Raw genomic sequence first — 21,062 nt, forward strand, 5'->3', positions numbered from 1 at the left:
AGTGGACTTGTAACCTTATACAGTTTATTTGGATATTTTGGCTTAGCGACTGATTTAGGTTGTTGTTTTACTTTTGTTTCTTCTTTTGGCTTCGCTACAGTAACTTTTGTTTCACTTAATTTTTTACCAGACAATGTTTCAGCAATTGCTTTGCAAATTTCATTAAATTTATTATGGTAAACATTAACATCTGCTTTGCTATCGACAAAACAAACTTCTATAAGAATAGCTGGCTTATTTGTTTTATTTAAGAAATATAGATTATCCCTGTATTTAATTCCACGATTTTTTAATCCACTTGCTTTTGCAATAGCATTTACTACTTTTTCAGCAATTTGTTTAGAATTATCCGATACATATAAAACTTCTACTCCCCTAGGATTATTAGTCCTTGATGCAGCGTTAAAATGAACAGAAATATCTAAGTCACGTTTCTTACTATTATGATAATTAACAATAGTACTTAGGTTTTTACTTTGAGTAGTGGAGGTATCATCATGAAATTTATATACCGTACAATTTAATTCTTTAAGATACTCGTAAACTTTATTTACTACCTTTCTAGCTTCATTTACTTCATTAATTATATCGGATGCACCTTGAACTTTTAGACAATGTCCTGACGAAATAACAAATTCATTCATTATTGAATTCCTCCTTTAAATCTTATATAAAATTGCGATTTCATATTAAAATCACATATTAAATATTTTACTTAGATTAATACCAACTAACTTAACTCCAGCAAGTAGCAAAACAGAAATAACTAATATTTTAACTACTAACCCAAAGTTTGTACCAAGAAAATCTTGATACCATTTTGTTTGAGATTGTAAAGTATTATCAATTTTATCATTTAGGTCAGCTATTTCCTCGTTTACTTTTGCAAACTGAATTTTTTGTTGATCTGTTTGATTTTTTAATATCTCAGTTTGTTGTATTTGAGTAGTGGTAAGTTTATCAATAGCTTCCCTAAAAAAATTATTAGTCTCTTTTTGATCCATTTTAATTTCTCGTATATCGTCTTTTATATTATCAATCTCAACTTTTAACGTTTCGTAATTACTCTGCACCAATATGAACAACTCCAATCAACAAATACATAATAACCTTTGTAATCACCACCAGCATTTGATATAATAAACGTGGTAGAAATACCAATAGACATTGTTTATCTCTTTTTACGTTGGAGGTTAAACAATGTCTTATTTTTTTTTTTGATATATAACTATGATATTTTTATATAATCTATTTCTTAATTATGACACTAAATATTTATGGTATCTCTGTTTTAATATTGTTAAGAATCATTCTACTTTCTAATTCCTTCCGCTTTTCAATTTCTGCTTTACTTAAATTTGCATTACTTCCCATGATTATCACGACTATACTTGTTATAATACTTATTCCTCTCAGCCTTCTTCAATTGGATGATTATGTTGAATAGTCTTGGTGTTAAATCCTAATCTTATTGGTTTATCAACATGTTCAAGTAAGATGTATGTAGGATAAGTACAATTATCGTCTGTTGTTTTCCAATCAAATGATACTCTTACTTTTTCCTTAATCTCTTCACCCTTATAATGAAATATTGGCACACTATCAATATCATCTAATGTAATAGATAACAAATGTGTAGATTTATAAGGAACATGCATAAGCATTCCCTCACACTTCTCACATCTTCTACTACTCTTACCATTCTCCTTAAATGAACAATACACAATCACTGCAACCAAACAAAACAACAGTATCAGCAAAGCCATCGAACTGAATTTAATAACCAAATTAATGACAACATCAATCGCCAATGCACCAACAAGTATTAGTAATACATAAAATACCGACAACAATATCCTACCTAATTCACGTTTCATCTTCCAAGCATCTCCAAAAATTTTTATTTACCAACTTTATAGTTTGAATTCCCTTATTACATCCTGAAATTTGTATAAAATCCACTGATTTAGAATAGTAACCATTGGATTATCCGATCCATCGGATAGTCACATAGCTTTTATTAGTTGCAAATTTATAAAATGTCCACGTTTGAATCATATAATCATTAGTAGTTTAAAATGATTCACTATATAGCTAAAAACTTTTTATGCTGTTGACGTTTATGTTCTTCCGTTACGTAGGAATAAAGAACCGTAGTTTCTGGGGGAACTATGACCCATAAGTTCTTGAACAGTGCGCAAATCTGCCCCACGTTCAATCATTAATGTACAATATGTATGTCTAAGACTATGAAAACTAACATTCTTTTTTATTTGTGAATTTTTAACTATTTTACTGAATTCTCGTTCGATACCTCTGCGTGATAATCTTTTATATTCTCCTTTTTCAGTTACAAATAATGCTTCACAATTATCATTTCTTGTTTTTAAATATTTTTTCAAATGATGAATTGCTTTTAATGAGAAAAATACAGTTCTTTCCTTATTACCTTTACCTATTACTTTTGCTGAAAAATTTATAAAGTCGATATCAGCAATATTCATTTTATGAATTTCATCCAATCGACAACCAGAAGCATAAGTTACCTCCAATAATGCTCTTTGTTTTACTGTTTGACACGCTTCACATAACATTTCCAACTCATCAATAGTTAGACTTTTGTAATTACGTTTATCATATTTTGGAGTTTTAATTTTTGTCATTGGATTTTTATTAATAATTTCCTCTTGAAATAACCAACCAAATAAACTCTTTAAAATAGCAATTTTTTTGCTATTGAACTGGCTTTTAAATAATTATATTTACTTAAATAATTCCTAATATGTGCGGTAGTTATTTCCTCAACATTAATATGTATTTCTTTAGAGAATATGTTTAATTCTAATTTGTAATCCTTTAACGTTGTATCTACACTTAATCCATCTAATTGTTTAGCAGATAAAAATTGTTCAATATAATAATCTAAGTTGCATTCAGTATTTTCATCTTTTAATTTAATAACTTGATATTTAACCACTATACTAGACAATTTATTATAAAGTTGATCTTTATTAATAAAAGAATTATCATTTGTTAATTCCTTTACAATTTCAAATATTAGATTTTCACTATGAGTATCATTCATGGTATTCCTCCCCTTTTTTATATTGATATATTTATCATTAATTATAAATAGAATACCATGAATTTAAACCTAAATCAATATTAATTTAATTTTATTTATATGACGTATCTTCCTCAATTACCAATCAGTACACCACCAGTTCCCCTTGTTCATCTTTATAAACAAAATAATTTTTATCACTTGTATATTCTCCAAAACGGCTAAGAAATTCTAAATCTTTATCAGTTAGAGTCGTTTCGTTCTTATCATAAGAAAATACATTACCATTAATTCTGTCATATACAGTGTTTTCCAACTCTTCATCATCAATTATTTCAAAAATATCCTCTCTATTTTTTCATTAATTTGGGAATCATCAAAATTATTTTTAGCTTCTTCTACAAGATCATGGTGTCTATACAAAGTAAACACTTCACTAACAACTTCCCCATTCTCCCATTCCTCAATATCATTACTAAACAGTTTCTCTCCATAAACAGCATAATACATTGCTTTTGAGTAATATAATAATTTTTGAAGTTTCACATTCCCGTCAAATGAATGATTGGCTATATCTTTGTTATGATTGATAAACCATTTACTAATAAATAATACGCTATGTTTCATGTCTCCCCCCCCCCCACCTATAATAATGATTACTACGATTCCACCTCGATTTCGTTTCCGCAATTAGAACAAACAAAATAAAGCGATTGGAACGGATAAGATTCTAATATCGTAGTAGTTAATTTTGATTCATCATTCTCTTTTGAATAGTTTTCATTCAATATCATCTTTTCATTACATTCTAGACAAGTTATACTAAATCCTTTTTTCATCGCAATCATCCTTTGTAAAAAATCATATTATAGATGGGGAACAAGGAAAAAAAGACATAAAAATAACACCTACTTTTCAGAGGTGTTTGTGTCGCATAATCTTCCTACTTTGTAATCAAATCCTGTTTTCCTTCGGCAATTAAAATAGCGTCTACATCGTCTTGGTAACGTTTGTACACGCTAATACTAAACACATGCTCATAATCTTGTCTACCTTCCATAATTTTTTGAGCGATATACATTGCCATCATTCACTCACTCCTCCTATTAATTCTGGAATAATATTAAACATTAAATCCTCGATAACCGTGTCTTGCATGGAGACCTTTTCTTTTAAACTTTCAATTTCCGCACTCAAAGGTGCTCTAAATTCCTGCTGAGCGTCCGGCTGACTAGGATCAGGATAACTAAACTCCAATTCCTTTGTCTCAGGATTCACACGATACCCATTGCACTCCGCAAAATCCTGCGCATATTGACCGTATTCAAGTTGTAGCACATCAAATGTATCCCGATTGCGTTCGGATAAAACCGTGAATGTTGCGATGTCTTGATTAACGGTTGTTTCGATGACTGCACCCATCATTTCGCCTGTGTCGAGAATGATATTTCCTGTTGATTTATCATAATAAATTTTTCTGCCTATCTTATTCATTTAATCACCCCCTATTCGATAGCATAAAATTGGTAAGTTTGACCTGATAAAAATACAGATGTAGCATCGAAACCATCTGAATACCAATTTAAAACGTCACTATAAAAGTTAGAAGAACCTTTACCATCCAAATAAGCAAATGTTCTATTATAAGTACCATCTGTCATTAAAAATTTTTCAGCAAACCAACGTTGGTTTCCTAATTTTACAATAATAACAGAAGGTGTAAACATAAGTCCTCGAATACTCACACTAGAACCACTAGGTGTGAAATTACCTGTTACAAATTTTCTTCCCGGAATAATATTATCAATTGCACTCACAAACGCACTCCACGCATCCGTATCATTCACCGTTCCGCCCTTCGCACGAATCGCCGCGCCTAATTGCGACTTAATCCCGTTAAAATGCGTTTGCAAATCCTGTACGCCTTTCACCGCGCTTAATATGTCATCATTCGCATTCAAACGCTTGTCAAACGTATATGTCCACGTATCGCTACCCATTTCGATAGTGAGCGTGTTGTCTGAATAGCCACTTAAAACGATATTTGCTACTTCGATTTCAGAAGGTAGGATAGGTGATTCATCGTATTTTTTTACAACGGCGAAAACATAATGAGTGTTAATTGTTGTAGTGAACGTTTGCCCATCTCGTAAATAAAGAGTGTTCGCTTGATAGGTACTTTGACTCTCATCATACATACCTATAATAATTTCAAAACTTCCTGAAATTGATACTTGATAAGTAGTATTAGGATTTACTTTCCGTAATGATTTTGTGCGTATTCTTGTAGTTGAAGCACCTAATAACAACGGATTCCAACTTGTGACAAAACCTTGTTCCCAATCAGAGGAAATTTCGTCCTTAAAAGCAAAGATGTCCACATACTTCCCAAACCTCACCGCATCCCATTGTTCCTGCGTTAAGCTAACCGTAAATTGTTGTCCGCTTGTTGGATTCGTTCGTGTTGCGATGGTTGTTCCGTTGATTTCTTCGGTGATGTCACTCATCGTTCCGTCTGTCGTGATGGAATACGTTAAAATATTGCTTTTATCGGCACTTGTTTTTTGTCCGATATAACCTTGTGTGACGGATATATTTGTGACTGTCCATGTACCGTAGAAGCCGACTTTGTTGCTTTGTTCATTCTTATAGATGAATAACGGTTCTGAAAAATTAACGGATAAATCATATAAGGTTGATGGGTTGTATAAATTGAAGTTACCTGTCGCTGTAATAACGTTTGTGACACTTCCCCAACTACTGTTAGAATACTTAATCTTTTTAATTGCTTTGTGGTACACATTGTCAATTTGACCATTCCATAAGATAAATATTTCGTTATTTTTACTTGCAGTAATAGACGGATTCATTTGATGATAACTATTTCCACTTGTCAATTTTGTCATAGATGACCATGTTACACCGCCATCATCACTATAAGCTACACGAATGTTCTCAACAGTATACGTGCTATCCTTACCATGCCACGCCACCCATATTCGCCCATTTTTATCGACACATGCGGATGGGGAGGATTGGGTGTAGGTGTTACTATTAGAATCGTATACAAACTTATTACCCCATGAAGACGTAAAATTTACATCTTTTGTTGTGTATTTTGTGGTAAAAATAATTATCCCGTAATGAGCCGTAACTGGATTGAATATATCAGCAAAAATAAATGGATAGCCATTTGCGAATACAATACTTGGATTAGAACAGTTATACCCAGATGTGTTTATTGTTGATACTTGCTCAACTGCACCCCACGTCACTGACCCGTCAGCGTTAATCGTACCTTTCGCATAACGTATATTGAACGAGTTAGGATACGTGGAGTTTTTCGATGCCAATGCCGCATGGAGTTCCGTTCCTGTTTCGTTGATGGCGATGGAAACATTCCCCATCGCTGACTGGTTAATATCAAAATCAGAACTCCCAGATAAAACCGTACCATCTTCCTTATATGCTCCAAAATAAGTCTTATTATTATTTACTGACTGTAAAACAAATAAATTGATTCCATCTGTAGCAAGTGCAATATCTTGAAGGGATGTCCATGTAGCACTTTTAAACAGTGTACTCGTTGCCCAATTATCAGTTGTTTTGTAAATATAAAAAATACCACCTGACTTCATAGCAGCAAATTGTGTTCCGTTTTTCAAACGTACTAACTTCCGCCCACCATTTCCACTCGTATCATACGCACTTGCAACCACCGTTGCGTCTTGTATATTCGGCATTTATTTCACTTCCTTTATGAACCTAAAATATTATTAACTGCTGAAATTAACGGAGTAGCATCAACTCCTTCACCCTGTTGAATAAAATTTCCAGTTGTAGAGTTATAAATAAACGTATAAATTCCGTTGGCTTTTAGGTTTGTTACATCGTTTCCGTTAGCATTTTTCAAAGGTTTCGCACCTAATCCATTCACATTAATTGTGGCTGCTCCAGTACTGTCAGCATTGATTTTTAATACAATCCCCATTCCATCCACATAAGAGGTTGCAGCAGGGGTTAATGTGATTGAGTAAGCATTGCCGGAACTGGTTGTCACACCGAAGCCGGGATGTTTCACATAATCCTCCTGATGTGACACAACTGTATCATTTAAAACACCGATTTTATCTAAAACATCATCAACTGATTCATTGGTTGCATAGTAATTTGGTAACTGTCCGCCCAGTTTATCAGCATTATCAGCAGATGAAACTCTATTTATAGTTACATCACCAGTTTGACCATTTACTGATTTAACAACTGTAAATGCATCGATTTCTTCTTTACTATACGCACCAACGTCATTTGCACTAAGACTAACATCACCAATTTTATTATTAACAGATGTAACACTGCCAACAGGAGTTCCCTTGTACTGTAATTGACCATTATTATCATCTAATCCATCAATTACATTTTTATTTATATGACTATGAGATTTACTAACTGATTGATCAATTGCTTCAACAGTTGATTGTGGTTTATTTTTGATGTTTACCCATTCTAAATTAATATTTTCCCAATCTGTGTCAGAATCCTTATAATATTGGTTACCATCCCAGATATATCCTTCCCTTGATCCATCACCAGCATCCATTACAATTACTCTATCTCCAGATTTAAGTCCAACTAAAGCATCTCTTTCAGTAATTGTTTTTACAACATAATTCTGCTGTAATGCCATATCAGGTAATTGGGATAATGGAACTTTTGCATTACTATCTAACGTTGCTACACCGTTCATTGTACCTTTTTCAAGAGAAGGAATAAATCCAGTGCCGTCAACGATATCTTGAATTTTATCTCCCTGTAATTTTGCATAATCTCCTTGTTGGAGAGCATAGTCACCTTTACTCTTAGCATAATTAGCTTGAGTTAATGCGTTTGTAGTAGCAGTATTTGCATCAGCGATTGCCTTTTGTGTATTAGTTTGTCTAGTCTGTTCTTGCGATTGTCTTAATGATTCATTGCTTTGTCGTTCAGTTTCACTGGATATTCTATTATCTTCATTCTGTTTCCGTTCATTTTCATTAGTTTTTCGAATAGATTCATTACTATCTAATTCTGAAATCTTACTGTCTACTTTTCCATTCCATTCAGTTTCTTTTAAGTCAAACTTATTTTGCATTTCAATAATTTTACCATTGATTGCATCATTACCTTTGGTATCAATTTCTGAAATTTTATCATTGATTTGTGTATCAGCATTATCAATTTTAGATTGTAATTCTGTTATTTTTTCATCTGCAACAATAGCTTTTTCCATAGTTAAATTAGCTGAATCATTGGCATTATTAGTTGCTATAATCGTGTCATTTTTAACTATTTCTACATCAGACTTCAATTGGTTTAAATCTATTTCCAGTTGATTGAGTGAATCAACTTTATTTTGTGCAAGTTGTGCTTTCGTATCAGCATTTGCAGCTGCATTATTAGCTAGTGTGGTAGCTTCAATAGTTTTTTCTTTAGTTATTTCTACATCTGATTTTAATTGCGATAGGTTATCTATTTCAGTAGTTGCTCTATCGGTTATTTGATTAGCTGATTCAATTGCAGAATTAGCATTTTCTATAGATTCAGTAACTCTATCAGTTAACTCATTAACATTCTCAATAACTTGTTCAGCATTTTCTTTAGCTATATTAGTTTTATCTGTTAAATCTTTAAGTGTTTCAGTAACATTTACGCCATCATATTCTGTATAGACATTATCTGCACTAATATACGAAACACCTTCACCCATATATTCAAAGTTAAGTTGTTTCCCTGCATTTTCCATTGAAAATGTTACAGTTTTGAGATTATAATCGACTTTAAATTGGTCAATAGTAGGAATACCTGATTGAATTTCAAACCAATCTTTATTATCACCAGTGACAATTACGTGACTGAATTTGTTAGGAATTTCAGAAAGAATTACTTTTCCATCGGAGTCAATCTTCAATGATTCATTCTTTTGTACAAAAGGATCATCAGTTGTTCCTTTTCTCCTTCTATGAATTATTAAAGGATTATCTTGCACATAATTACCTCCTTTATAATATAAAAAAGAGGAATCTAATTGTTAGACTCCTCAAAAATGTTCTATTTAAAGAATATTTTATATGAATAATTAGGTAAATATACTATTTTGTACATAATCAATAACAAATTTTATTTGATTATTTATCTTTATTATCCATTTGTTTCTTTAATTCTTCTAATTCCTTAGTTAATTCTTCATTCACAGCAGATAGTAATACAATTTGCCTATTTGCATCTGCTAACATGCTGTCATATTTATTGATAACTAAATTAAAATCCTTAATATTCATTCCTTATTCTCCTTTTAAACTAATAATTTCATTTTCTAAATATTTAATTCTATCATTTAATTCTTGAATAGCTTTCCATGATAATGTAGCCATAGCGTAAATATCTACTCCATGACCTTCAATATCAGCCACCCAAACAGGTGCATCTTGAAGAATAATTCCAACATGTGGAAACTCATTGTCTAGTTCGTTTTTAAACTGGTATTGTTTAACAGGTGTAGATAAAATCATGTTTGTTGCATTATAATTCCAACTTTGAATATTTTTTTTATACTCAATATTCGATGTTGATGTAACTGTCTGTGCTTTTACTGAATTTTGACCAATTTGTAAAGTGCCAGAAGGTGCTGAAATGTAACCTGATGAATATGTGAAAGCACTGCCAAAATAATAATAGTTAGCTGAAATTTGTGATATTGATATTGTACTAGGAACACTTGTTAGGTATTGGGAATGTGTATGACTTGATGAAGCATATTTTGAAGAAAGTGATGAACCGCCTTCATAGATAGTTCCAGGGATATAGATATTCTTTTGACCAATACTAACATTAGGTGAATTAGCACCTTGGTAAAATTCTCCTCCAACACCAATTGATGCATTTCCAAAATAAATATTATTTATTCCAATATTATTACCTTGTAATAATATATGACCACTATCGATAGTAATAGAATCAGGAGCACTAATCAAAATATTACGATTACTATCAATTGATAATCCGAATTGATCCCAAAATATATTCCAATTATGAGAAGGTGTTGACTTATCTGTATAAAATAATCCATCACTATCAAGTTTTAAATTAATATCTCCCTCATAATTACCATAAAATGTTATTGATCCTTTATTTATAAATATTTTTTCATTGTTATCTCCAGTTGATGTAAAATCGGCACCATTAATACTACCACCATTGATAGTTGTACTAATAATAGTTGTTCCAGTAATAGTTGTACCAGTTATAGTTCCACCAGAAAAATTACTACCGTTGATTGTTGCTGCTGAAACAGTACCACTGAATGTGCCACTAGCGCCTGATAAGTTACCTGAGAAAGTTAAGTTTCCGTTTGTATCAACATATAATTTGTCTTTCCAATCACCATTTTGATAACTTTGTATTTTAATTCCTTCAGTAGAATTGAGAGTAGTTTTAACTGTATTATCACTACGAGTTACAACTATACCATCTTTAGCATCCATTCTGATACCATTTGTATAGGTTTTGTCAATTTCAAATAGTCCATCTGCAAATGTAGGATCAAGTTGGGATTTAGGTAGTCCACCAATGATATTTATTGAACCTGATTCAATTGTAAATCCATTAGAATCAAATTTATATTTACCACTGTCATTTTCAATGGTTAAATTAACTCCAGCCAGAATTTTACCGAAAATTCTCTCACCTACCAAACCAGAACTTGTAATTGCATTCTTCCATGTATTTCCATAATCATTACTTACTGCTACTATACCACTTTGAATGATAACTTGATTATTTGGTTCATCAGGACTTGTAATTACAATACCTCTACCTGATATACTAATGGAATTATTTAATCCTGCAACTATTGAGCGTTTATTACTATCCCACTGAGAATTTATGATTTCATTTATTTCTCCAATTTTCTTATCAGACTCAATGAATTTATATTTACTCATATCTAAACTTTTAGAAGTGGAGTAGACATCATAAATTTTCTTAGCTATTTTTTCACCTTCATCGGAAATATCTCTTCCGTCAGAAATTGTCAAACTAATATTATTCTGCTCATAGTCATAATGGATTTCCATAATCTTAGCAGTAACTAAAGTATCAAATAAATCATATTTAATGGTTACAACATCACCAATAGATAACTTGTCCCAATTACGTTGTTCTTCAACAATATTCAGGAAATTTATAATATCAATAGTGAATGTTGTTTTAGGTTTCTTCATATCATTGAATCGTTTTATTGCTTCTTCATATAAATCATTTTCATCAATATAATTATCATCTTGCCATGTTTTCTCAATTATATAATAATTACGTTCTTTCATTTGATCCGCTGTAAAGTTATTTTCAATTGAGATTTCATTTCTTAATGATTGTATTGAATCTTTTATATTTGTAATATCAATTTTAATTGTAACAATTTCACTTTCTTTATTATCAATTTCATTATTTTTAGCTGTTTGTTGTAAAGTTAAATCTGAATAATCTACTCCTTTTGCTTTAGCAAAATCAATCTTATCTTCAATTATTTTTAAATCATTATTAAGAGTATCTAACTCCACTTGCCTAGTTGTTAATTCAGATTGCTTTGAAGTTAACTGAGAAAGTAAATTAGCAAATTTTAATTTATTTGATTCAATTAGTTTATTATATTTTGTGATTGCTTTACATAAACTATCCGACATGTAATAACTGTGATTAATGATATTTCCATTTTCATCTTCTTCATATGGATACATGAAATATGAAAAATCTTCAAGATATGTTGTTCCTGTTGGATTTACATTTTGAATAGATAAATCATCTGATCCAAATGCATGAAAACGAGTAACCATTTCATCTGAATTTGATTCTTTTCCAATTGTTTTTAGGTACTTACCATATGATAGACGTAATCCTTTATTAGTACCAATGCTATCTTGTTTCTTTAGATTAATTAATCTATTTACCGTATCAAATTCTACGATACCATTAAATGTATCTGCAATTTGAAATATGAATTCGAGAGAAGTGTTTTCTGATACATCAAATGAACGATATCTAATATCAAAGTCAGAATCAACGTACCCAATTGACCAAACTGATTCTAAAAGAGCAACATTTAATGCTTCAGTCGCATTAATACTTGTATCTTGATATCCTCTGATCATCTTGTCGTTTAATTCCCAACCAATACTATAGCAATGCACAGTTTTATCTGCATTTGTATCATCTGAATCATCATTTATATCATTGATCATATAATATTCAATCTCTTTACCTAGTTGAAATTTAATTAAATAACGTTCCTTTAATTTATCAATATTAGGATTCCTTATTAATTTATTTTCTTTTTCTATTTTAAATGGAATTTTGAAACTTAGTTCATTGATTTTCCCCAAAAAAATATCATGAGTAATATCCCTAGCTTCAGTTATTATTCCAATTACAGTTCTATTAAGATTAGGTAAACAAATTGATAATTGCGGTTTAAGAGGAATTAAAGATAAGTCTATTTCACCTAATTTCAAAATTCGTCACCTCCAATTGAATATTAAATAAATTTGTATTGATAACGAAAAGTTACATCACATTCTCCATATAATCTTAGTCGATTAATACCCGTTGTAAATTCCATAAAATCACCTGTAAAATCTGCATATCTATATGTTAGTGGTAAATCTGTTTCGATTTCTTCACGTTCGTTATCAATATAAATATTTTCCCCTTGTGTAGATAAGTTCTTTAATTCAAAACTTTTACCATTTGAATAGTTTACAATTTTAACTGTATTTTTACCTTTATTATTATCAATCCATATTTCAGGAAAAATATCTAAATCACCATAGTTTTCAATCTCTATATCTACACCATTAACTGTATCAGTGACTGTAATTGATTCCGTATAATATGGACTATATGCATATGGACTATTACTCTTTAACTCTATTGTAAAATAACCATATCCATATCCGTTATGTGACAATGTAGAATCTCCATCAAACATCACATAATAAATACGATCAGGATAATCATCAAAGTAAAATTCTTTATAATAATCTTGATTAAACCATTGTTTAATTTTTCGTAAATTTTCATCAGTATATCCTTCTGGTAAAAAGAAGGTGAGATGGAGTGAAATATTATCCATCTCTATACTTTGCAAGTAAGATTTATCGTTTCCTTTTACTTTAACAGTATTAATAGTTCTAGATGATAAAAATTTTTCTTCAAATAAGCCAGAATCTGTTCGTACATTTAATAATCCCATTTCTTTTGAACTAATACCATCAAAATGAAAATCCAAACTTTCCAGCATAGATTATTTCACTCCCATCTTTGCTAATTTTTTATTTAATACTTTGAACATTTCATTTGCACCTTTTTCTCCACCCATTAATTTTTCAATGTTAATGTTCATATTGATTTCCGTATTTCCTGTTGTTGTAACTGGTGTAAGTAATGGAGGAGTTGAAGTAATTAAATTCCTAATATTATTTAATCCGTTCACAATATTTTTAGGGGGAATCATTAATTCTCCTTCAAGTCCTTTAACAATTTGTTCATTTGGTTTCGTATTAAATAATTTATTAACTAATTCAGTTACACGACTATTAGGTGTATCTCCAATTATTCCACCTTTATGATATTTAGGTAATACTTGTGGAATATAATCAGGATATTTTTTAACAAATGCATCTACTTCAGATTGTGTGTTTAACGATTTTTCAATTTCGTCACCTGTTTTTGGATTAGTTAGTGTTACATCATATGATTTAACTTTTTTATAAATAATTTTAATTTCTGTATTTAATTTACTATTATTATATTTTTTTAAGGCATCGTCTAATTCTTTTTTTGTTTTAAATTCAAGATATCTATCAAATTCTCCTGTTTTCTTATCCGTCCATGTAACTTCATATTTTGAAATTCCTTTTGCTTTGGCATCCTCTTCGTTTTTCTTAATATCAGCAATTAATTTAGCTTCTGCTTCTGCCCTTGCTTTTTTATCCTCTGCTTCAGCTGTAGCAATGACATCATTATAACTTGATTTAATAGAATTTAATCCTTTTTGTGCTGCAGCAAGAACATCAATAATATTATTTGTAATACTTTCACCAATAATTTTATTATTCTTACTAATTGTATCAGTAATTTCTTCTATACTATCTTTATATTTTGCAACATCACCGTTGAGAATATCTTGTCGAACTTGACTCCAATGACGTTCATCATTAATAAAATTGTCATATTTTCTATTAATATCTTTCTCTAATTGATCCCATTCTTCTTGTTGTGTTTCATATGCTTTATTTTCAATATCTCGTCTTTCGTCAATGGCTTTCTTAGAAGCGTCTAATTCATCACTTAAACCTTGCTTTCGTAACTCAACGTTTCTGTCATTTACAAACTGTGCAATTTCCTCTTGTTTATCGGCTAATTGTTTCTCTAAATCTTCACGTTGTTTTTTAGCCCAAATTGAATCATCCATTGACAATTTATTTATTTTCTTTTGAATTTCTTCTGCTTCTTTTTGTTTTTTTATTAATTCTTTATTGTAATTGTCTGATGATTGTTGATCATCAATCTCTCGCATTTTCTTGTTATAAAGTTCATCAAGTTTCTTTTCTTCTTCATCATAATTATCCATTATTTCTTTATGTACTTTTTCTCTTGCTTTACGAGTTTCATTTAAAGCCTCAATTTCAACATCTCTTGCTTTTTCATAAGCGTCCTTCATTGCTTCAACATATTGATCGGCAATATCATTATATATTTGCTTAATTTCTTCCTTTTTCTCTTTAACAGTAACATCAATTTCAATTACTTTATTTTGGTAATCAGCAACAAGATTATTTAATTCTTCTTTTTGAGCATCTGTTAAAGTTTCATTATTTTTTATTTGATCTTTAATGTATTTAATTTCAGCTTCTAGTAATCGTTTTTTATCTAAATGAAGATTAATTTGATCTGCAAGATTCTGTTTATATTCATTAGAATTTTTATTTTCAATGGTTTCTAATTCTAATTCTTTTTTACGAATATCAATATCTTTACTAGATTGTTCATTTTCATAAGAATCAATAATTGAATTAACTCTTTGGTATTCTATATCTGCAAGTTTATTTTTTAATTCTTCATTTGCTTTTTCTAATTCTTTTATCAATGAACTATTTTGCGACCTTATGGCTGAAGATAACTTTTTTGCACTATTAGCCTTTTTAAGTTCTTCAATTTTAGCATTATTTTTCTTGATTTCACTTGCTGATAATTTTTTCTTTTTATTCGCACTTTCTAATTTATCAATTTCTTTATCATTTTTCTTAATATCTGCTTTTAATTTTGCAATTTCTTTATTATTTTTTTCACGTTGTTTTTTAGATGTGTTCTTATCTTTATTTTGTTTATCAAGCGAAGATATTTTTTTGCGATCACTATTATTTTTCTTATTAAGAGAATCAATTTTCTTTTGGTTTTTCTCACGTTCTTTTGCTGATAATTTATAGGCTTTATTTTTCTTTTCTAATGATTTAATTTCTTCTTCATTTTTCTTGATTTGAGATGAACTTAATTTCTTTTCTGAGTTTATCTTATTAAGAGATTTAATTTCATTATTATTAACTTTTTGTTTATCTGCTAATATTTTCTTTTGTTTCTCTAATTCTTTCCTATATGCAGAAGATGTAGAAACAAGGCGAGACATTCTATCTTCACTTTTTTGTAACTCAATATCAAAGTCATTTTGTTGTTTCTCAAATCCACTAACTACTGCATCAATTAACTGTTTATACTTTTCTTGAATTTGTTTTTCAATATCAAGACTTTCTTGTTTAAGTTGATTCCTCTCTCCAATTGCTTTATCTTTTGCTTGTTTTCCTTCTGCTTTTGCTTTTGAAGAACTTGAAGATGTTTTTACTCCTAATTTAGACCATGTACTTTTACCAACTATACCATCAGCAGTTAATCCTTTTTTCTTTTGGTATGCTTTTACTGCTGCTAATGTTTGCTTTCCAAAAATTCCATCTACTACCACACCAAGTTCTTTTTGAAGTTTCTTAACCCATGATCCACTTGAACCAAGTTTTAAAGTAGGAATACTACCACTAGAACCACTAGAAGATGATGTTCCAACTACTTTCTTTCCACTATATTTATTGTATATACTATTTGCATTACTTGCTCGTTTACTTAATAATGAACCACCAGAACGTTCAAATAAAGTATCCCACATTTTTGCAATAGTGGATGGACTAGCATTTGAATTTGATTTTACATAGTTTAGTGATTTCTTTTCTGTGCTATTTAGTTCTTTCCACAAAAATTCAAGTTGTGTTTGTAAATTACTTGCACTTGTTCCTTTTGATTTAGCATACTTTAGTAATGCTGTTTTACGTCCGCCTAACCATTGTGCAATTCCATATGCTCTACCGTATTTAGTTTGAGGCCCAAGAGCATTAGGATTAAAACTAGATTCAACTTGAATGTTGCCCATAATACCAGCAACAGCATTATCTGACAATCCTTTTGACTTTAGAAAATTCCAAATAGTTGCTTGATTACTATTTCCTTTTACATATGAACTAGATTTTGAAGAGGATGAAGTTTTAATGACAGATTCACTTTTTTTAACTACACCTGTTTGTTTGATTTTACCAGTTTTAATTTGAGCGTCTAATGATTTTGTTTCTTTATCAATAGCATCTTTTTTCTGTTTGAGTAGTTTAATCTCTTCTTTAATGGCATTTTGATATTGTTTAGAATATGTTGGATATTTGGATTGTAAATTTTGTTGTTTAGCTATTTTAATATTGATGTCATCTATTGCTTTCTTATATTTATCTGAAACATAAATATAATCTTCGGTTGCTTTGCTTGAATTTTTAGTAGATTTTGTATTTTTATTTTTTGATGATGTATTTTTATCTATTGTTTTACCATAATCTTCTAATTTAATATTTGACTTAACCGTATTTAATGTTAAATTATTAAATCCATTTTCAATATTCTTTACTGCATCATTATATTTTTTCATAGATGCATACAATTGATTTAATTTTTTATTTGCTTCATCACTACCTTGCATAGCACCTCTTACAAGGTTATCAATTTCTACACCATACAATTTTGCTTGACCATTAGCTAGTATTTTATAATATTGCGACCAGTTTTTACCTAAAATTTTAATTAATTGTGCTTCAACTTTTGATTTTGCTTCTGCTAAATTCTTTGTATTTTGAAGATCAATTCCATATAGTTTTGCAATATTTTTAATAAAAGTAGAATTTTGCACAGTTGATGATTTGAAATATTGACTATTTAACATTAATTTTTGTTGAATTGATTTTTGAGCAACTTTTGTTTCATTTTTTATTTCTTTTTGAATAGCATTTGATAATGCCTTTTCATCATTCATATATGTTAACAGATTTGGATATTTATTCATTAAAATTCCAACTGAATCTGCTGACAATTTATGAGATTGTTTTAATTCTTCTAATACTCCATTTAACGATTTAATATTTGAAATACTATTTTCATATTGTTTACTCGCTTCTTTTAAAACTTTATCTAACTCAGCTGCAGAAATAGTTGCAGCTTTATTAGCATCAGATTGATTCTTTGTAACTTTATTTAAGTTATCAATTATTGCATTTACTTCGTCAGTTGTAAATCCAACTTCTTTTAATATATTTTTATATTGTCCCCAATCCTTATATCCTGATTGTACCCCTTCACTAATTGATTTTAATACAGCTTTTTGATTATCTGAAAAACCTCGTATTTCGTCAGTAGTGAAAATATCACCTATTGCTTTTCTTAATTCACCAGTAGATATAATAAAACTCTTAATTTTACTTTCTACTTTTTTCATACCATCTTCAGTGGTAAGTATTTCTTTATTTTTATTTATAATTGATGCAATATATGCTTGATCTTCATTAGTCAAGTTTTTTGAATATCCCATTACTTTAGCATATTCAATTCCAAGTTTTTTATAGCTATTAACTAATTCCTCAGTTGCAACTTTTATTTCTTTTTGTTTAACTAATTTTGCAATTTCTGTTTCTGGTGAATCATCTGGAGGTGATATTATTGTTCCAGCCATTCTTCCAGCTTTTAGTCGTTTTCCATTAACTAATTCATCTATTTGAGATTTTAAGTTGTTTATTTTTTTACTTGATTTGTCAACAGTTTCTCCAAAATTATCAATAAATTTTTGAGATTGTAAATTTGATAATTTATTAAGGTATTCAATTTCGCTATCAATTGCACTTGCACTTTTTAACCTTGCATTTCCTAATTTATCTGTATTTTTAGTGAGATTAGGGAGTAATTTATTAAGTTCATTTTGTACTTCAAGATACCTTTTATCATTTTCAGGCAACAAACCAGATTTTACTTGTGATTGTAAGTTTTTATATTCACTAACTAAAGAAGTAATTTTATCTTGATTAAGGGAATAGGAAAGTGCTAATTTTTCTGATTCCTGTTTTACTTTTGCTTGTTCTTCTTTTGCTTTAATTAGATTTTCAGTTAATTTACCTAAAGCCATAGATATTACTGTAATCGCTACTCCTATACCTGTAGATATCAAAGCACTCCTAATTGAAACACCTAATCTATTCCAAGCAATACCTGTAGCAGTTGTTACCCTTTGAAATCCAGTCATTCCTACAGTAGCATCTCTAATCGATGTTCTTGTTGTTGATAAATGATTATTCATGTTCTGGAATGTCTTTTTTAAAGCATTAATTCCATTTTCAGTGGTAAGAAAATTTCTTAAATTTTTACTTAATAACAACGCTCCAGCACTTGCCATTCCAAACAATGCAGGTATAGAACCAAATGTTCTTACAAAATTTGTTGCACTATTCCCTAACTTCGTTAATCCAATAACTGCACCCATAAAAACATCAGCAATTCCAGAATCACCAACAGCTAGACTGAATTCATACCAACTATTTTTCAGTTCGGCTAATTTTGCTTCCATACTATTTAAATATTTTTGGTTTTCAATAATTGCACTATTTTCACTATGTAAACTAGTATTAGTAGAATCAATTGCCATCTGGTAATTATTCATTAAACCTAAAAATTTTGATAATTGCCAACGTCCTGCAATAACTACACCAAGATTTTGTTGCTGGGCTGATGTTAGTGTGTTCCATTTATCAGATATTTTTTGTAAAATCTCGGAAGCATCACTAACATTATTTATCTCAATTCCTAATTCTTTCATAGCCTTTAAAGAATCATTGGAACTTAATCTGGAAATAATTGTCTTTAATGAGTTACCCACTTCTGTACCACTTGCTCTAGTTGCTACTTGCATGGCAGTGGCAAGACCTATCATTTCATCTAATGTAATATTATATGTTTGAGCAACTGAACCTGCTTTAGCTAATGCATCACTAAGATCACGAGTACTAGTAGCATAGTTATTGTCTACCTCGTTTAATTTATCAATAACATTTATTGATTCAGATGCTTTCATATTGAATTGAGTAGTTATAGAAATTAAATTAGTCATTGCTTCTTCTGCCGTCAATTCACTAACATTTGATGCAATAGTAGCAGTTCTAGCTAATTCAAGAGAATCTTTTGCATTTGCTCCAGTTTTAGCTGCCATAATTAATGCGTTATTTACATCTTCTAAACTTCTACCTAAATCTTTACTCATTTCAACTGAATCACTAAGTAATTGATTGAAGTTTGTATTACTATCCATTACACGTTTTAATTCAGTCATTTGCCCGTCAACGAGTATTAAATTATTCAATAAATCTTTTACTGCATGAGATGTTCCATATATGGCAGTAGTAGCTACAGCCCAAATCGGAACCCTCTCTAATGCAATTTTTAACTGTTGACCGAATGTCATAGATGTTCTAGCTGCTTCTGAAGCATTATTTCTAAATACTGATAATTCATTTTGTAAATTTTTTAACCCATTTAATGCGTTTTTACTAGCAGGATTAATTGCATTTACTTTATTAATGAAATCTTGTACTCCTTGTACATCGACTGTATTTGCATGAGTTCTTAATAATTTTTCTGCATCATTTGTTAATTTATTTTGCAATGTTGTTGCATCATATTTAGTAACTGTTTTATTTATTTCTCTTTGTAATTTTTCTAATTCAGATATATTTTTTGAACTTTTTATAGCGTTATTAAATTTATTAAATTCTTGTTCCGTAACTTTTCCTTGATTAAAAACTCGTTCTAAAGAGTTTGTTAATTTTTCTTGATCTCGTGTTAAATTAGTACCAAATCGCATATTTTTCATACGATTATTTAATTGCTCAACTTGGTTAACGGTAGTTGATAAATTTATTCCTTGTCCAATTTTACGGAGTTCTTCATTTGTATATCTACCAGTTTTAGCTAATTCTTGCAATGATTTTCTTGCTTGTTCTTGAACTTTAATTAAATTTCCATAATCAGTTAAATCTTTAGTACTAATTACATTATCATTAGAATCAGTTTTTATTACACGAGCATTACCTTTATCATTTAGATATGTTGATGTTTTATTCTTTAAACTACCATCTACGTTATAACTTTTTGCCTCTTTTGTTAAATATTTATATTCTTCTGTTAAACTCTTTACTGTTTTAATTTGTTGCTCTATATTTCCAGTTGTTTGTAGCATTTCTTGCCCAACACGTTTTGTATCATTAATAGTTTGTTGAAATTCTTTATTCAAACCATCAAAGAAAGTACGAGTTATTTTTGTTCCATTAGGAAGTAATGCTGATTCAACTATTTTTCCTGTATTTTTTGCAGTTTTACTTATTTGTTCCATTTGTTTATTAAAGTTAGATAATGTATTTAATACTTTATCGTTAACTTCAATATTAAGTTTTAGAGATTTAATTTTTTTCTCTATACCTTTAATCGCTGTATTAATTTCACCTATGGACTTACCAGTATTTAAATTTGCTGTTACTAATATTCTTAAATCATTACCATTCATATT

General features: G+C 29.7%; 14 protein-coding genes. All 14 read right to left on the reverse strand.

Annotation, left to right across the window (positions count from 1 at the left end; genetic code table 11):
• Positions 1 to 644 (reverse strand): N-acetylmuramoyl-L-alanine amidase (locus tag JK635_RS01765; RefSeq protein WP_202651855.1); only part of this gene is annotated, 644 nt, incomplete at its 3' end.
• A 51-nt stretch (positions 645 to 695) separates the two neighbouring features.
• Positions 696 to 1,076 carry a hypothetical protein gene (locus JK635_RS01770; RefSeq protein WP_202651857.1) on the reverse strand — a complete coding sequence of 127 codons (381 nt, stop codon included), beginning with the start codon at positions 1,074 to 1,076 and terminating at the stop codon, positions 696 to 698.
• 336 nt (positions 1,077 to 1,412) lie between these two features.
• On the reverse strand, positions 1,413 to 1,877 hold the full coding sequence (locus tag JK635_RS24075; protein ID WP_235887833.1) for a hypothetical protein: 465 nt from the start codon (positions 1,875 to 1,877) through the stop codon (positions 1,413 to 1,415).
• A 243-nt stretch (positions 1,878 to 2,120) separates the two neighbouring features.
• Complete coding sequence (locus JK635_RS24080; RefSeq protein WP_235887834.1) at positions 2,121 to 2,663, reverse strand: tyrosine-type recombinase/integrase; 543 nt, start codon at positions 2,661 to 2,663, stop codon at positions 2,121 to 2,123.
• A gap of 50 nt (positions 2,664 to 2,713) precedes the next feature.
• On the reverse strand, positions 2,714 to 3,085 hold the full coding sequence (locus tag JK635_RS24085) for a phage integrase N-terminal SAM-like domain-containing protein (RefSeq protein WP_235887835.1): 372 nt from the start codon (positions 3,083 to 3,085) through the stop codon (positions 2,714 to 2,716).
• A gap of 309 nt (positions 3,086 to 3,394) precedes the next feature.
• Entirely contained in the window at positions 3,395 to 3,691 is a 297-nt protein-coding gene (locus JK635_RS01785; protein ID WP_202651859.1) for a type II toxin-antitoxin system antitoxin SocA domain-containing protein, read from the reverse strand.
• A gap of 316 nt (positions 3,692 to 4,007) precedes the next feature.
• Positions 4,008 to 4,154 (reverse strand): hypothetical protein, encoded by a 147-nt coding sequence (locus tag JK635_RS01790; protein WP_202651861.1) that lies wholly within the window; start codon positions 4,152 to 4,154, stop codon positions 4,008 to 4,010.
• Entirely contained in the window at positions 4,151 to 4,558 is a 408-nt protein-coding gene (locus JK635_RS01795; RefSeq protein ID WP_202651863.1) for a hypothetical protein, read from the reverse strand. The genes JK635_RS01790 and JK635_RS01795 overlap by 4 nt, the downstream gene beginning before the upstream one ends.
• An 11-nt stretch (positions 4,559 to 4,569) precedes the next feature.
• Positions 4,570 to 6,807, reverse strand: a complete 2,238-nt coding sequence (locus JK635_RS01800; RefSeq protein ID WP_202651865.1) for a sialidase family protein — start codon at positions 6,805 to 6,807, stop codon at positions 4,570 to 4,572.
• Between the two features lie 14 nt (positions 6,808 to 6,821).
• Positions 6,822 to 9,089, reverse strand: coding sequence for a coiled-coil domain-containing protein (locus JK635_RS01805; RefSeq protein WP_202651867.1), 2,268 nt, complete (start codon positions 9,087 to 9,089; stop codon positions 6,822 to 6,824).
• 139 nt (positions 9,090 to 9,228) lie between these two features.
• Positions 9,229 to 9,381, reverse strand: a complete 153-nt coding sequence (locus tag JK635_RS01810) for a hypothetical protein (protein WP_202651869.1) — start codon at positions 9,379 to 9,381, stop codon at positions 9,229 to 9,231.
• Positions 9,382 to 9,384: 3 nt separating this feature from the next.
• A complete protein-coding gene (locus JK635_RS01815; protein WP_202651871.1) occupies positions 9,385 to 12,609 on the reverse strand; it encodes a phage tail spike protein in 3,225 nt (1,074 codons plus the stop codon).
• Positions 12,610 to 12,632: 23 nt separating this feature from the next.
• The gene (locus JK635_RS01820) at positions 12,633 to 13,397 is read right to left on the reverse strand and encodes a phage tail domain-containing protein (RefSeq protein ID WP_202651873.1); all 765 of its coding nucleotides are present in this window, start codon (positions 13,395 to 13,397) and stop codon (positions 12,633 to 12,635) included.
• A 3-nt stretch (positions 13,398 to 13,400) separates the two neighbouring features.
• Entirely contained in the window at positions 13,401 to 21,059 is a 7,659-nt protein-coding gene (locus JK635_RS01825; protein WP_202651874.1) for a phage tail tape measure protein, read from the reverse strand.
• Positions 21,060 to 21,062 lie beyond the last annotated feature (3 nt).

Source organism: Neobacillus paridis (genome assembly GCF_016765675.1).
In the GTDB taxonomy this organism is placed as follows: domain Bacteria; phylum Bacillota; class Bacilli; order Bacillales; family Cytobacillaceae; genus Neobacillus; species Neobacillus paridis.

Bases quoted from the DNA above. Each gene is read 5' to 3' on its own strand.
- JK635_RS24075 (WP_235887833.1), bottom strand. From the start codon at position 1,877: ATGAAACGTGAATTAGGTAGGATATTGTTGTCGGTATTTTATGTATTA.
- JK635_RS24080 (WP_235887834.1), bottom strand. From the start codon at position 2,663: ATGACAAAAATTAAAACTCCAAAATATGATAAACGTAATTACAAAAGT.
- JK635_RS24085 (WP_235887835.1), bottom strand. From the start codon at position 3,085: ATGAATGATACTCATAGTGAAAATCTAATATTTGAAATTGTAAAGGAA.
- JK635_RS01785 (WP_202651859.1), bottom strand. From the start codon at position 3,691: ATGAAACATAGCGTATTATTTATTAGTAAATGGTTTATCAATCATAAC.
- JK635_RS01790 (WP_202651861.1), bottom strand. From the start codon at position 4,154: ATGATGGCAATGTATATCGCTCAAAAAATTATGGAAGGTAGACAAGAT.
- JK635_RS01795 (WP_202651863.1), bottom strand. From the start codon at position 4,558: ATGAATAAGATAGGCAGAAAAATTTATTATGATAAATCAACAGGAAAT.
- JK635_RS01800 (WP_202651865.1), bottom strand. From the start codon at position 6,807: ATGCCGAATATACAAGACGCAACGGTGGTTGCAAGTGCGTATGATACG.
- JK635_RS01810 (WP_202651869.1), bottom strand. From the start codon at position 9,381: ATGAATATTAAGGATTTTAATTTAGTTATCAATAAATATGACAGCATG.
- JK635_RS01820 (WP_202651873.1), bottom strand. From the start codon at position 13,397: ATGCTGGAAAGTTTGGATTTTCATTTTGATGGTATTAGTTCAAAAGAA.
- JK635_RS01825 (WP_202651874.1), bottom strand. From the start codon at position 21,059: ATGAATGGTAATGATTTAAGAATATTAGTAACAGCAAATTTAAATACT.